The organism is Alcaligenes phenolicus, assembly GCF_032063905.1.
Lineage (GTDB): Bacteria > Pseudomonadota > Gammaproteobacteria > Burkholderiales > Burkholderiaceae_B > Alcaligenes > Alcaligenes phenolicus.
On record NZ_DAMBOE010000001.1, the window covers coordinates 35,294 to 48,496 of the forward strand.

The following is a 13,203-nucleotide window of genomic DNA, read 5'->3' on the forward strand; positions in this document are numbered from 1 at the left end:
TAACTCTTCAATTCAGGGCTTAGCCCCTTGCTGGATACCGGGAATGATGGCGGGGCCTTTGCGCTCGGTGGCGATTTGTTGAGGCACGGCATCGACCGTAATCACAATGTGTTCGCGTTGCAGCGAATCCAGTAGCACACCCGGTGCCAGCTCCTGGCCAGGGCGATACGCACGTACCGGCTGTTGATTGATGCTGAGCAGGGCTGCGCCCGCCTGGCCGCTTACGATCATGCCATGCAAACGCAGCTCGGGCAGCGCGGTGCTGCCTCCAAACCACTGCGCAATTTGCTGCGTGCTGATCTGTTCGCGGTGGTCTTCTTCCAGTACCGGCGCAATGGTCCCGTCCGAGGGCACGAACAGGTTGATCAGCAAATTGATCAGGGCCAGAGCGATACCGGCCTGACACAGACGCAACCAAAGATGTGACGGAAATATGGCGGAAATAATACCCATTTAGACTGCATCGCATAGTGCTTTGGCAGACGGCCGAGATGGCTGTCTTAAGGGCTCTTAGTGTGCGTGTTCTGCATGAAGCCCGTATGACAAGAGCTTGGTTTTTTTTGGGTAGCTTATTTCCTTCATGTCTCGATCTACTTTATCTCGCCGTCCGGCACGCCGTTTGGCCGGCTCTGTGCAGTCCCGCGCTCAACAAGGTTTTTCTCTGATTGAGGTCATGGTGGTGGTGGTCATCATGGGCATTATGGCGGCCCTGGTCGTCCCCAGTCTGATGGACCGTCCCGATCAGGCACGTGCCGTCGCCGCTCGTCAGGACATTGCTGCCCTGACACAGGCCCTGAAGCTGTACCGCCTGGATAACGGCCGTTACCCGAGTACCGCTCAAGGTCTGGCGGCACTGCACCAGCGTCCCACCCAGCCTCCCGAGCCACGCAACTGGCGTCCTTATATGGACCGCCTGCCCAACGACCCTTGGGGCAATCCGTACCAGTATCTGCAACCCGGCGTTCATGGCGAGATTGATGTGTTCTCGCTGGGGGCGGATGGGCAGGCCGGTGGGACGGGCAGTGATGCCGACATAGGCAATTGGGACTGATGTGGCTCAGCGGGGCTTTTCCTTGATCGAGACCCTGGTGGTCTTGCTGATCGTGGGCATTGTCAGCAGCGCGGGTTTAAGCGTGCTGGTGCTGGACCGGGATCAGGGGATACAGCGAGAAGCCCGTCAATTGGCTCTGCGTCTGGCCGAACTGCAAAGCTATGTGCGTGAAAGCGGGCGCAGCGTGGCCTGGAGTGCGGATCAGCAGGGTTATCGCTTCAGCCTGATCCCGGACGCTACGGATGGTGCCAGCCCCACACCGGGCTGGCTGCGCGATCAGGCCCGCTTTGCCCAATTATTTCCTCAGCGATCCTGGACTTTGGAATCAGTGCGTGTGCGCCTGGAGCCGGCGGGACCGTGGGTTTTTGTGAATGAATGGTTGTCCGCGCCGCGTCAGCTGGAGCTGGATGATGGTCACGAGGTCCTGCATTTACGCAGCGACCCGACGGGCCGTTTTGATGTGCAGTCATGACAGAGCGTGGCATGAGTTTGATTGAAGTCTTGATTGCGCTGGCAATCGTCTCGGTGGCCTTGACCGCCGGATTGCGCGCACTGGGTCTTAGTGCCTCTGGTAGCCAGGCCATGCATGAACGCAGCCTGGCTCTATTGGCAGCCGATGGCGTGGTGGCCGAGATGCGCCTGCGCCGCCTGTTTCCCGATCCGGGTGAAACCGTCGTGCCTTGTCGCCAGGGTTCCTTGAACTTGCAGTGCAAGCAAACCGTGCAGGCCACGGCCAATCGCTTCTTTCGTCAGGTAACGGTACAGGCTTTCTTGCCCAAAGGCCCCGTGCTGGCCGAGCTGCACGCGACTTTGGCGTCCTTGCCATGACAGACGCGGGCCAGGAAGGCTTTACTTTGGTGGAAATGCTGGTGGCCTTGACCATCATGGCCTTGATCAGCCTGATGTCCTGGCGCGGCCTGGACGCGGTCTTGCATGCGGATGAGCAACTTGGTCGACAGGCGCGCCAGACCCAGGCTTTGTTCAATGTCTTGTCTCAAATGGGTCGGGATCTGGAACTGCATTTGCCTCCTGTGCCAGGTCCGGCAGACCCGACGGGGGCGATGGCGGTATTGCCCGCCAGTATTCGCTGGCAAGCCAAGGGCGAAGGCCCGGCCATCCTGATGATTGAACGTCGCGCCGAAGCCGGAGCGGGAACCCAGCAGATTCAATGGCGTTTGCAGCAAGGTGTCTTGCAGCGGGCTATTGCTCAAGCTGGGACCGCTTACCCCTTGCCTGAATTGGGCCCTTTGCAAGATGTGCTGGAGCAGGTCACCGCCTGGAACTTGCGTATCTGGATTCCGGCGCGTGGCTGGCAAAGCTGGCCGTGGCCCGAGCAGGCCGGAGCAGCCGCTACGGGCATAGAGCTGACAGTGCAATTGGAAGGGCAGGAGCACCCGTATCGCAAAGTGGTGATGCTGCTATGAAACGGGCATCCCAACAAGGCATGGCGGTGATCAATGCGCTGGTGGTCGTGATGGCGGTGTCCATTGCCACCATGGGCATTGTGCAGCGTCAAAGCGGCTTGGCAACCCAGTTAGCCAGCGAGCGCGATTACATGCAGGCCAACTGGTTGCTGCGCGGCGCGCTGGATTGGGCCGTGCTGGTTTTACGTCTGGACTCGCAGCGTTCGGCTGTGACGCACAAAGGTGGGCTGTGGGCGCAGGCCCTGAGCGAGCTGAAGATAGAGACTCCGGACAAGAGCCGTGCGGCTTACTTCTCCGGCTATATCCAGGACGAGCAGGGCAAATTCAATCTGGCTTTATTGCTGCGCGATGGCCGCATCCAGGCCCGCTATGTGCAGGCATTGGAGCAATTGCTGGGCAGTGTGCAGCAGGAACCCTCTTTGGCCCTGGAGCTGGCCCAGCGCTTGGAGCGGGCACAGGCCGGGCAAGCGCCCTGGCCCTCTCATTTGCGGGACTTCTTTCCAAATGCAGAGCAACAGGCCAAGCAGTTGGAGCCTTATCTGAGCTATTTACCGCAAGCCAAATCCGTGAATGTGAATACCGCCAGTGCCCAGGTACTGGCGGCAGTGCAGCCTTCCGTCAGCCTGGTGGAATGGCGTGGCCTCTTGGAGCAGCGCGACCGGGGCCAGTGGTTTCGGGACCAGGCCGATGTGCAAGCGCGCTTGCAACGTCAAGAGGCGCTGGAGGGGCAAACGCTGAGCGTGCGCAGTGAATGGTTTTTATTAAGTGGTGAGTTGCGACTTGACCATAGCCGGGTGGCGACCCAGGCCCTGATCAACAGGGCCGCGGACCGCAGCCGGATTGTCTGGATTCGTTGAAGTGATGAGCAAAGTGCTGCGTATTTATTTGGACTCTCCGCCAAGGCTGGATCAGCCGGTGGACTTTGTGCTGCGGGACAAGCGCGCCAGGGTATTGCGCCGTGGGCGGGGAGAGGTGCAGGAGTTCAAGGGCCTGGCCCGCTCTTTGGAGCTGGTCCTGCCTGCAGGAATGGCGACGGTAACTGAAGCGCGTATTCCCTCGGTCAGCGCCTCGCGGCGGCAGGCTGTGGCGTGTAGTGCGGTCGAGCCGATGTGCTTGAGTCCTATCGAACAGGTGTGGGTGGCCTGTTCGGCACCGGGGCCTTCCGGGATGAGTCAATTGGCCTGGACGGAGCGCCAGCCTTTGCTGGCTTTGGGGGAGCAGGCGCGTCAGTTGGGACTGCCGTTGAGCGGGGTTTATGCCTGGTCCGATGGCCATGAACAAGACAGGCAGGGCCAGGGCCAAACCTTGACGGTGCCGGCCTGCTCCTTGCTGATGCCAGAGATGGCGTCGACTGGTGGTAGCAGCGTGCTACGACAAAGCCTGTGGTGGACTTTGGCCGCTGTGTTGAGTTGGACCCTGGTCTTGCAGCAGCAGGCGCAGTCGTTGCGATCTCAAATGAGGCAGGTGCAGACTCAGATGGAGCAGGCGGTTCGGCAAGCCTTGCCACACCTGCCCGTTATCGTCGCACCCTTGACGCAGGCCAGACAGCATCGTGATGGTTTGCTGACCGAGAAAAGCCCGGCCTCGGCTCCCTTTGATCGTTTATTGATGGCCAGCGCCGTGCAGTGGCCTGCTTTGCAAGGACAGGTGCGGGCATTGAGTTTTAAAGATCAGCAATTGCATTTGACGTTGGCCAGCGAACTGACCGCGCAGCCTTTGCCGGCTGAATCGGATCTGGAATGGAAGCAGGGCGAGTCTGCACGCCAATGGGAAATTGGTTTCAGCAAAGCAGCGCAAGCAGCCAGCCAGCAGGGGGCGCCGCAATGAGCAAATTCACCGCACTTCAGCCTGTATGGCTGACCGTACAAAGCAAGCTCGCCCTGGCAAGACAGTACTGGCAAGCCTTGGGCCGTCGGGATCAATTGGCCTTGTCGGTATTGGGCGCTTTGCTGGTTTTGATGTTTCTGTGGTTGTTGCTCTTACGTCCTGCCATTCGTGATCTGGCCTTGGCAAAACAGGAGCTGCCTCGTCTGCAATACGAGATGGCGCAACTGCAAACCGTGCTGTCGCAAATTCAGGTTCTGGATAAAGAGCTGGTCGTGCCTGTGGATGGACAAGGGCAGGACAAGGCTTTGCAGCGCAGCTTGCAGACCTTGGGTACCCAGTGTCAGACAGAGCAGTCACCGGCCGAGCAACGTGTTCTGGTCTGCCAGGCCGTGGCCGCTCCTGCCTTGATAGATTGGCTGATGCACGCCCCTCGCGTGCTGGGCTTTGCCGTGCAGGAAGTCAGCATGAGTCGCTCTGTGGTCGATAGCCGTGAACGCGCCGGTCTGCTGGATGGCCGCATTGTGCTGCGTGCAGGAGAGCCTTCATGAAAAAGCTGACCAAGATCATGGGGTGGGTTTTGCTGGCGCTGTGTCTGCTGCTGGCCGCCGTGCCCTTTCTGCCTGCCCGCATGATGCTGGCCTGGCAGCCCGAGCAGTTGCTGCTACGGCTGGAAACCGCCCATGGCAGCCTGGCCTCCGGTCAAGGCTTGCTGGTAGTGGGTTCGGGCCTGTTGGCCCGCACCGTTCCCGGTCCTGTCAGCTGGCGTTGGCGTTTGGCACCCTGGCCGCAAATGGAGTTGAGCCATGGCTGGTTGGATCAGCCTGTGCGACTGCAAGCCAGCCTGCAAGGTTGGCGTATTTCGGGCCAAAGCCTGACCGCTCCCGCCGCGCTGTTAGGACGTTTACATCCTTTGTTGCAGACCGTGCAACCGCAAGGGCAATTGCAGCTGCGCTGGCCCAGTCAGGCTCTGGCCGCTGAAAACGGGCCGTTGCTGGAACTGGATTGGCGTAATGCACGCTCCGCGCTGGCAGCCCAGGCCGAGCTGGGTGATTACCAATTGGCAGTCAGCCGCAAGGGTCAGGGCGTGCAGTTAAGCCTGCGTACCTTGGCGGGGGATTTGACCTTGGCAGGTCAAGGTCAGTGGGGGCCGGATGGCGGGCTGTTTGAAGGACGCGCCCAAGCCAGACAAGCCGACGATCAACGATTCAAAGAGTTACTGGAGGCCTTGGGGCCTCAGCGTCAGGGTGTGACCCAATGGCAAATAGCCACAACGACTAGCAAGCAGGAATAACGATATTTTGACTATGAGTACCTTGACTAAACGACCTCATGGGCTGCGGCCTCGCTTCCTTTTAAGCCTGGGTGCAGCCGTGCTGTTGAGCGCCTGTGCGAGCAATGGTCAGAAGCCTGAACCCGGCCCCGATCCTTCTTCGTTTTTTGCCTCGGTAGGCAAGACGCCTGTTCGTAGCACTCAGGCTGACCCGCGCTTTGCCAATAGCAATACGTCGCCTCCGGCCGTGACACGTCGGGTTCCACAACGTGTCGGGGGCAGTGCCGCCCCGATCGACTTGCCCGACCCGGCCGAGTTCCCGCAAGGCAACGACATCACGCTGAATTTTGTGGATGCCGAGCTGGATGGGGTTGTAGCTGCCTTGGCCCGTTTTACCGGCCAGAACTTCATCGTGGATCCTCGCGTAAAAGGACAGCTGACTTTGGTGTCCGAAGTGCCGGTCGATGCCCGTACCGCCTACGAGATGCTGTTGTCTGCCCTGCGCATGCAAGGGTTTGCCGTGTTGCGTAATGGCAAGGTCAGTCGGGTGGTCCCTGAAGCCGAAGCGCGCCAGCAGGGCGGTGCAGTGCGGGCGGCCGGTACCGGGGCCAGTGGCAGCGGCGAGCTGGAAACGAGGGTGTTTACCTTGCGTTATGAAAATGCGACCGCCTTGGTTCCGGTGCTGCGGCCGATGATTTCGCCCAATAATCCCATCAATGCCTACCCGTCCAACAACACGCTGGTGGTGACCGATTACGGTGATAATCTGGACCGTATCGCTCAGGTCATTGCGGGGATCGATACCCCCGCAGGCTTGAACACGGACATTATCCCGATTGACTACGGCGTGGCCCTGGATGTGGCAGCCCTGGCCTCGCAAATGCTCGATACGCCCGGCAACGATGTGGCGCAGCGCATTACGGTGGTGGCCGACCCGCGCAGCAACTCGGTTCTGGTGCGGGCAGGCAGTCCGGCCCGGCTGGATCTGGCCCGTGACCTGATCCGGCGTATTGACAGCCCGGAAAGCAATAAAGGCAATTTGCATGTGGTCTATCTGCGCAATGCTCAGGCGGTGCAGCTGGCTGAAGTGCTGCGGGGGGCCTTGACTGGGCAAGCGCCTTCGGGGAACGCGAGCACCGGGAATCAACAGGCGAACAGCAATAGCCTGGCACCCGCCGCCAACGCCAGCACCACCGGCGGTGCCAAAGCCATGGACACGTCGGCCACCGCCAAGCAGCAGCCTCAGGCCGAGATGGGTTTGAGCGCCGCAAACAATGCCAGCGGCACCGTGGCCTTTAGCGCTGGCGGTGCCACTGTGCAGGCTGATCCATCCACGAATACGCTGATCATTTCGGCCCCTGATCCGGTTTACCGCAGCTTGCGTGAAGTGATCGATCAACTGGATCAACGTCGCGCTCAAGTGCTGGTCGAGAGCCTGATTGTGGAGGTGAATGCGGAGAATGCGGCCGAGTTTGGCATCCAGTGGATGACAGGCGGTGGCAATATTGCCGATGGAGGTTCAGGTTTTGTCGGGGGCGCCAATCTGGGCGGCAGCGGGATTAACAAGGCCGGGGTGACCACACTGGATTCTTTGGCGGCGGGTTTAAGTCTGGGCGTGGTCAAAGGCACGGTGAACGTGCTGGGCCAGCAGATTGTCAATCTGGGCGTCCTGGCCCGGGCGATGGAGCGCCAGGGCGGCATCAATATTCTGTCCACGCCCAACCTGATGACGCTCGATAACGAAGAAGCCAGCATTATGGTGGGCCGCACCGTTCCCTTTGTGACAGGGCAATACACCACCACGGGTGACGGGGCCAGCAATCCTTTCCAGACCATTCAGCGCGAGGATGTGGGCCTGACCCTGAAAGTGCGTCCGCAGATTTCCGAAGGTGGGACCGTCAAGATGGCTCTGTACCAGGAGGTCAGCAGCCTGGATCCTACTATGTCGGTATCGCCCAGCGCGCCTGTCACGCGTAAACGTGCCCTTAGTACCAATGTCCTGGTCGATGATGGGCAGATTATTGTGCTGGGCGGCTTATTGGAAGACTCGATTGAGGATGGTCAGCAATCGGTTCCCTTGCTGGGCGATATTCCGTTGGTGGGCAACCTCTTCAAATACGAGAAACGCAAGCGCTCCAAAACCAATTTGATGGTATTCCTGCGCCCTCATATTGTGCGTAATGCCCAAGATAGCCAAAGCCTGTCTTTGGACCGCTACAACTACATGCGTGCCGTGCAGACAGGCTTGCCGGATCGCTCCACCTGGTTCCACCCGGATGCGGGACACATGGTGTTGCCACAGGCCGCAGGCTCGTCCGGAGCCGTGGACCTGCGAGAGACGCTATGACCCGCCTGCCGTACTCCTGGGCACGTCAGCACCGCGCCGTGCTGACGCAGCAGCAAGGTGTGGGTACGCTGGTCATTAGCGAACGCACACCGGATTGGGCCTTGGTGGAATTGCGGCGACGCTACCCCGAGCTGGACGAGCGGCAAGTCCCGGATGCGGAGCTGGATACCCTGATTGATGCCAGTTACGCGCAGGGTGACGATGCCGCTAGCGTAGTGGATGCGGCCGCCAACGAGGTAGACCTGGATCGTCTGATGCAGGAACTGCCCGCTGTCACCGACTTGCTGGAAAACCAGGACGATGCGCCGGTCATACGCATGATCAACGCCTTGTTCACCCAGGCGGTGCGGGACGGTGCCAGTGACATTCACCTGGAGCCTTATGAAACCCATTCGGTCGTGCGTTACCGGGTGGATGGCCGCTTGCGCGATATCGTCAGCCCGCGTCGAGCCTTGCATGGTGCTTTGGTGTCCCGTATCAAGATTATGGCCAGCCTGGATATTGCCGAAAAACGCCTGCCGCAAGATGGCCGTATTGCCCTGAAAGTGGGGGGCAGGGCCCTGGACCTGCGTGTCTCGATCCTGCCTACCGGACATGGCGAACGCGCCGTAATGCGTTTGCTGGACAAGTCAGCCGGGCAACTGGAGCTGGAGCGTCTGGGCATGGCCCCGGACATCCTGGCTCAACTGGACGAGCTGATTCATCAACCTCACGGCATTGTGCTGGTTACCGGGCCTACCGGCAGCGGTAAAACCACCACCTTGTATGCGGCTCTGGGGCGAGTCGATACGGCGCGCAGCAATGTGCTGACGGTGGAAGATCCGATTGAATATGACTTGCCCGGTGTAGGCCAGACGCAGGTCAATCCCCGTATTGAGTTGAGCTTTGCACGTGCCTTGCGTGCCATATTGCGACAGGACCCGGACATCATCATGATCGGGGAAATTCGGGATCTGGAAACCGCACAGATTGCTGTGCAGGCTTCTTTGACAGGTCACCTGGTGCTGGCCACCTTGCACACCAACGATGCCGTGTCCGCCGCGACTCGCTTGGTCGATATGGGTGTGGAACCTTTCTTGCTGGCGTCCACCTTGCGTGGTGTGCTGGCCCAGCGGCTGATACGCAAGCTGTGCCGACATTGTCGTCAACCTGCCGAGCACGGGCAGTACCGGGCCAGTGCTGATGGTTGCGAGCATTGCGCTCACACGGGTTATCAAGGCCGTACCGGGATTCACGAGCTGTATCGCATCGATGAACGTGCCCAGCACTTGTTGAATGCTGCCGGAGCCGAACCTGCCTTGCGTCAGGCCGCGCGTGAATCCGGTATGCGCAGCTTGCGCGAGGACGCCCAACGTTGGGTAGAGCAGGGCATCAGTACCCCTGAAGAGGTATTGCGCGTTACGCGCGAGTTATAAGGGGGCGAAAGAGCATGGGTACTTATCACTATGAAGCGGTGGACCAGGCCGGGCGCAGCGAACGGGGTGTGCTTGAGGCCGAGAGCGAACGGCTGGCGCGTCAGCAATTACTGTCCCGAGGGTTGCTGACGGTTTCCCTGAAGGCGGGCCGTAGCCGAGCCGCCGCCCGTGCCCGCAGTGCGGGTTTGCGTCGTACCGAGTTATCCTGGCTGACCCGTCAGTTAGCCAGTCTGGTGGCGGCTGGTTTGTCTTTGGAGGCCAGTCTGGGCGTGGTGATTGAACAGGCGACTCGTCGGCCTTTAGTGCAATTGCTGGCAGCCCTGCGTGCGGATATTCGGGCAGGGCAAAGCTTGAGTGATGCCTTGGCCAACCACCCGCGCGACTTCCCTGAGATCTACCGAGCATTGGTGCGGGCAGGGGAGCAGTCTGGCGAGCTGGAACAAGTGCTGGACCGTCTGGCGAGTTTCATCGAGGACAGTGGAGCCTTGCGCGGCAAGTTGCTGACGGCTTTTATCTACCCAGCCATCGTCAGCCTGATTTCCGTGGCGATGGTGGTGTTTTTGCTGAGCTACGTCGTCCCGCAAGTGGTCGGTGCTTTCACCCAAGCCAAACAGCAACTGCCCATGCTGACTCGGGTCATGATCAGCGCCAGCGATTTGTTGCGTGAATGGGGCCTGGTGTTATTTGTTGTGCTCTTACTGGCGGCTGGCCTGGTGGCTTTTTTGCTGCGACAACCGGCCTTGAAACTGGCCTTTCACCGACGTTTGTTAAGCGTACCCGTTCTGGGGGGCTACTTGCTGGGCGTGGATACCGCTCGCTTCGCGGCCACGCTGGCCATTCTGGCTGGCAGCAATGTTGCCTTGCTGACTGCTCTGGAAGCGGCCGGACGTACTGTATCCAATCTGGCCTTGCGCGATGCCGTGAATCAGGCCGCTATCCATGTGCGTGAGGGTCTGCCTTTGGCGACCGCCTTGCAGCGCAGTGCCTTGTTCCCGCCGCTATTAGTCCAACTGATTGCCAGCGGTGAAAAAACCGGCGAACTGGCACCCATGCTGGATCGGGCCGCGACGACCTTATCAACCGAGCTGGAGCGCAAAGCCCTGACCATGACCGCCTTGCTGGAACCTTTGATGATTTTACTGATGGGTGGGTTGGTGCTGTTGATTGTTCTGGCCGTAATGCTGCCAATTATCGAGATGAATCAGCTGGTGCAGTAAGAGGCGGTAGGGGGCTTGCACAGTTCCCCTACAGATCATTGCCGCCACATAGTTGTCTGGCGGCAATGCTGACTAATACTTGAGTCACTTGCGTTGAGCTGGCTATGTCGAGGCCATGGCCTTGATGCGGCGGATTGTCCTGGGATGAACGTCATATTTTTTGGCAACGATGTCCAGCGGAACTTGATTGGTCAACGCAATAAGGGCTTCTTTATGTTGGGCGGGTGATAAGGCAGGACGTCTGCCTAGTGGTCTGCCATTGGCACGCGCTGCAGCCATTCCTGCGCGAGTGCGTTCGCTAATCAGCGAGCGTTCAAACTCAGCCAGGGCGGCCATCATATGAAACAGCAATCTACCACCCGATGTTGTCGTGTCTATATTTTCCGTCAAGGAAATGAAATGGATATTCTCTTTGCCTAAACGATCGATCGTGTCGACCAAATAGCGTAGTGATCGGCCCAGCCTATCCAGACGCCAGACAATAAGCGTGTCACCCGATTTCAGTTTTCGCTGCAGATGATTCAATCCTGGACGTGTTGCTTTAGCCCCGGATACCCCTCTATCCGTATAGATATGATCACAATTCACCTTTTTTAACGCCGCGATCTGTAGGTCCAGGTTTTGATCCTGTGTTGAAACGCGTGCATATCCATATTTCTTACTCATAGTACCCATCTTCCTAGCGCAAAGCGCAGCCTCCCCCCTCCCACTCGACTACATCTCAGTGCAATCGATGTTAGTAAACCCAAGATGGTCCAGTGGAATGTTGGCCACGCGATGTCAAGTTTTACTAACCGCATGCAAACCTGCTGCCACGTAAACGGCGATTGAGGTAGCTCGTACTGCAATAAAAACTATTACGTAATTTTTTATTAACGCTGTGTTTCAGATGCAGATACTGATTAAGTGTTAGCGGCGGCCACATGTGTGTCAACACGAAGCAGGTCTGGCCGATGCACTTTCTGAAGAACGTTGCAGCCAGTCATAGACAAGCGTCAACAATGGTTAAGAAAAGGCGTAAATAGGCCTGCGATTTTGACAAGAAGCCTCCTTTTAGTCCCAACCGAATAGCGCATCGAAATGATCCTTTTCAGCGTAATTTTCACGTACAAACGTGTCTATTTGTTATGGAATCGATGTTGACATAAAGGAGGCTTTTTGACCGCTGTCTGGTGGAAAGCCAGACGCTGATTCACGCACAGCGTCCAAAGTGCCAACCGGCGATGCGGGGCGCGTAATGGGCGTCCAGTCGCTAGAGTCATTGTCTTGCTGGTTGCAGCAAGTTACTCCTTCAAGCAGCTATTTGCTTTTAGGCTTGCGAAGACTGGCAACGCTTGCCCAGGCCTATGATGCACGCCTGTTCCAGCAAGCCTTTTTGTCCGCCATTTCGGCGCGTCTGCGTCCCTACGGCATAGCACGCAGCGACATCCTGGTGCTTGATCAAGTGGTGTTGATCGGCTTGACGAATTATCGTCTGCCCACCCAGTTTGACAAGGACCTGTTTCTGGAACGAGTCAAAGCGGCGCTGTGCTACGAGCCCGTTCGCTGCGGCTCGGACCGCATCCTGGTCAATGTTGTTCCGGCCTGGGTTGAAGCATCGGGCGACCGTCCGGTTTGCCTGTCTCATTTGCAGTCTCTGGCCAGCACTATTGCTTTCTCCGAGCTTGAGCCTCCTGTTTGCGAGCAGACTCGGCGCGACATGGCTTTGGCGACTCGTTTCTTTGCAGATATGCGGGACGAGAAGGTTGCCCTGTCATTTCAGCCTGTGGTCTTTGTGCAGGATCGCGAGCAGGTTCTGTACTACGAAGTGCTGTTGCGCTGGGATGATGCGCAGAACAGTACTGAGCCCGTTTCTTGTGCGCCGGTCGTTCAGGCCATAGAGCGCTTGCATGTGACCGAACGCCTGGATGCCAGCGTTCTGTGGTCGGTGGTACAGGTGCTGGAGCGTTATCCGGATGTTCACCTTGCCTGCAATATTTCCCCCTTGTCTTTGCAACAGGGGCCGTGGTGGCGGCTGCTGATTGCGGTGCTGCGCGGTGCGCCACAGCTGGCCAGCCGTTTGACCCTGGAAATTACCGAAACGGCTTCTGTCTTTGATCAGAAAGCCGCCATTAGCCTGCTGCGCACCTTGCGCGGCCTGGGCTGCAAAGTTGCCATTGATGATATTGGGACCGGATTCAACACCTTGGATCTGGCTCGGCAGATCTGTCCCCAAGTCATAAAACTTGATAAGTCCCTGGTGCATCAGGCACGGGACAGGGACGGCATTGCTGCCCTTCATTCTTGGGTTCATGCCTCGCATGGCATCAGCCAATACGTCATCGCCGAAGGAATTGAGACTGCCCTGGATTTCCAGTTGAGCGTCGATGCCGGCGTGCACGCCGTCCAAGGCTACTTCATAGAACCTCCCTGCGACCTGCCCCCCTGGGAGGGGGCGGAGCCTTTGTGCGTTCGAGACAGTTTCAACCCTACTCACACCCACGTAGCACTCAACACGTATTCCTTAAAGGATCAGGAACAGAGATGAATCACGTCTATAAAACTATCTGGAATGAGCAAACGGGAACATTTGTTGCCGTTTCTGAGCATAAAAAAGCGAAAGGCAAGCGCAGCTCCTCGTGCGTAAAAGGAGGAAAGCGTGCATCTTTTTCC

Annotated in this window: 14 protein-coding genes and 1 pseudogene; 13 read left to right on the forward strand and 2 right to left on the reverse strand. The window is 58.5% G+C overall.

All coding sequences use genetic code 11. From position 1 onward, the window contains the following. Positions 1-12: 12 nt before the first annotated feature. Complete coding sequence (locus U2949_RS00200) at positions 13-453, reverse strand: hypothetical protein (protein ID WP_026484755.1); 441 nt, start codon at positions 451-453, stop codon at positions 13-15. Positions 454-580: 127 nt separating this feature from the next. Here U2949_RS00200 and gspG point away from each other — a divergent pair, with 127 nt between their 5' ends. The 11 genes from gspG to gspF are packed head-to-tail and all read left to right on the forward strand — an operon-like array spanning position 581 to position 10,551. Continuing rightward, on the forward strand, positions 581-1,051 hold the full coding sequence (gspG, locus tag U2949_RS00205) for a type II secretion system major pseudopilin GspG (protein WP_257723621.1): 471 nt from the start codon (positions 581-583) through the stop codon (positions 1,049-1,051). Position 1,052: 1 nt separating this feature from the next. Further along, complete coding sequence (locus tag U2949_RS00210) at positions 1,053-1,523, forward strand: prepilin-type N-terminal cleavage/methylation domain-containing protein (RefSeq protein WP_026484756.1); 471 nt, start codon at positions 1,053-1,055, stop codon at positions 1,521-1,523. Further along, positions 1,520-1,879, forward strand: a complete 360-nt coding sequence (gspI, locus tag U2949_RS00215) for a type II secretion system minor pseudopilin GspI (RefSeq protein WP_026484757.1) — start codon at positions 1,520-1,522, stop codon at positions 1,877-1,879. The genes U2949_RS00210 and gspI overlap by 4 nt, the downstream gene beginning before the upstream one ends. Then, positions 1,876-2,475, forward strand: coding sequence for a PulJ/GspJ family protein (locus tag U2949_RS00220; RefSeq protein ID WP_257723619.1), 600 nt, complete (start codon positions 1,876-1,878; stop codon positions 2,473-2,475). Before gspI ends, U2949_RS00220 begins: the two co-directional genes overlap by 4 nt. Next, on the forward strand, positions 2,472-3,332 hold the full coding sequence (gene gspK, locus U2949_RS00225) for a type II secretion system minor pseudopilin GspK (RefSeq protein ID WP_257723618.1): 861 nt from the start codon (positions 2,472-2,474) through the stop codon (positions 3,330-3,332). Before U2949_RS00220 ends, gspK begins: the two co-directional genes overlap by 4 nt. A 4-nt stretch (positions 3,333-3,336) precedes the next feature. Further along, the gene (locus U2949_RS00230; RefSeq protein WP_026484760.1) at positions 3,337-4,302 is read left to right on the forward strand and encodes a GspL/Epsl periplasmic domain-containing protein; all 966 of its coding nucleotides are present in this window, start codon (positions 3,337-3,339) and stop codon (positions 4,300-4,302) included. Beyond that, on the forward strand, positions 4,299-4,850 hold the full coding sequence (gene gspM / locus U2949_RS00235; protein WP_257723617.1) for a type II secretion system protein M: 552 nt from the start codon (positions 4,299-4,301) through the stop codon (positions 4,848-4,850). Before U2949_RS00230 ends, gspM begins: the two co-directional genes overlap by 4 nt. Beyond that, positions 4,847-5,593: a type II secretion system protein N gene (gene gspN, locus U2949_RS00240; protein WP_321285469.1), complete on the forward strand. Its 747-nt coding sequence runs from the start codon at positions 4,847-4,849 to the stop codon at positions 5,591-5,593. Before gspM ends, gspN begins: the two co-directional genes overlap by 4 nt. Before the next feature lie 13 nt (positions 5,594-5,606). Next, a complete protein-coding gene (gene gspD / locus U2949_RS00245) occupies positions 5,607-7,919 on the forward strand; it encodes a type II secretion system secretin GspD (RefSeq protein WP_026484763.1) in 2,313 nt (770 codons plus the stop codon). Beyond that, positions 7,916-9,334 (forward strand): type II secretion system ATPase GspE, encoded by a 1,419-nt coding sequence (gene gspE / locus U2949_RS00250; RefSeq protein WP_257723615.1) that lies wholly within the window; start codon positions 7,916-7,918, stop codon positions 9,332-9,334. The genes gspD and gspE overlap by 4 nt, the downstream gene beginning before the upstream one ends. Positions 9,335-9,348: 14 nt before the next feature. Then, on the forward strand, positions 9,349-10,551 hold the full coding sequence (gene gspF, locus U2949_RS00255) for a type II secretion system inner membrane protein GspF (RefSeq protein ID WP_257723614.1): 1,203 nt from the start codon (positions 9,349-9,351) through the stop codon (positions 10,549-10,551). Positions 10,552-10,653: 102 nt separating this feature from the next. Here gspF and U2949_RS00260 read toward each other — a convergent pair whose 3' ends face one another. After that, on the reverse strand, positions 10,654-11,217 hold the full coding sequence (locus tag U2949_RS00260) for a recombinase family protein (protein ID WP_257723613.1): 564 nt from the start codon (positions 11,215-11,217) through the stop codon (positions 10,654-10,656). 649 nt (positions 11,218-11,866) lie between these two features. On the opposite strand from U2949_RS00260, the gene U2949_RS00265 reads away from it, so the two are divergent. Then, positions 11,867-13,078: an EAL domain-containing protein gene (locus tag U2949_RS00265; protein WP_257723612.1), complete on the forward strand. Its 1,212-nt coding sequence runs from the start codon at positions 11,867-11,869 to the stop codon at positions 13,076-13,078. Continuing rightward, a pseudogene (locus tag U2949_RS18710) lies at positions 13,075-13,149 on the forward strand (ESPR domain-containing protein); the annotation flags it as partial. The gene U2949_RS00265 and the pseudogene U2949_RS18710, both read left to right, overlap by 4 nt. Between the last annotated feature and the right edge of the window lie 54 nt (positions 13,150-13,203).

Bases quoted from the DNA above. Each gene is read 5' to 3' on its own strand.
- U2949_RS00200 (WP_026484755.1), bottom strand. From the start codon at position 453: ATGGGTATTATTTCCGCCATATTTCCGTCACATCTTTGGTTGCGTCTG.
- gspG (WP_257723621.1), top strand. From the start codon at position 581: ATGTCTCGATCTACTTTATCTCGCCGTCCGGCACGCCGTTTGGCCGGC.
- gspI (WP_026484757.1), top strand. From the start codon at position 1,520: ATGACAGAGCGTGGCATGAGTTTGATTGAAGTCTTGATTGCGCTGGCA.
- U2949_RS00220 (WP_257723619.1), top strand. From the start codon at position 1,876: ATGACAGACGCGGGCCAGGAAGGCTTTACTTTGGTGGAAATGCTGGTG.
- gspK (WP_257723618.1), top strand. From the start codon at position 2,472: ATGAAACGGGCATCCCAACAAGGCATGGCGGTGATCAATGCGCTGGTG.
- U2949_RS00230 (WP_026484760.1), top strand. From the start codon at position 3,337: ATGAGCAAAGTGCTGCGTATTTATTTGGACTCTCCGCCAAGGCTGGAT.
- gspM (WP_257723617.1), top strand. From the start codon at position 4,299: ATGAGCAAATTCACCGCACTTCAGCCTGTATGGCTGACCGTACAAAGC.
- gspN (WP_321285469.1), top strand. From the start codon at position 4,847: ATGAAAAAGCTGACCAAGATCATGGGGTGGGTTTTGCTGGCGCTGTGT.
- gspD (WP_026484763.1), top strand. From the start codon at position 5,607: ATGAGTACCTTGACTAAACGACCTCATGGGCTGCGGCCTCGCTTCCTT.
- gspE (WP_257723615.1), top strand. From the start codon at position 7,916: ATGACCCGCCTGCCGTACTCCTGGGCACGTCAGCACCGCGCCGTGCTG.
- gspF (WP_257723614.1), top strand. From the start codon at position 9,349: ATGGGTACTTATCACTATGAAGCGGTGGACCAGGCCGGGCGCAGCGAA.
- U2949_RS00260 (WP_257723613.1), bottom strand. From the start codon at position 11,217: ATGAGTAAGAAATATGGATATGCACGCGTTTCAACACAGGATCAAAAC.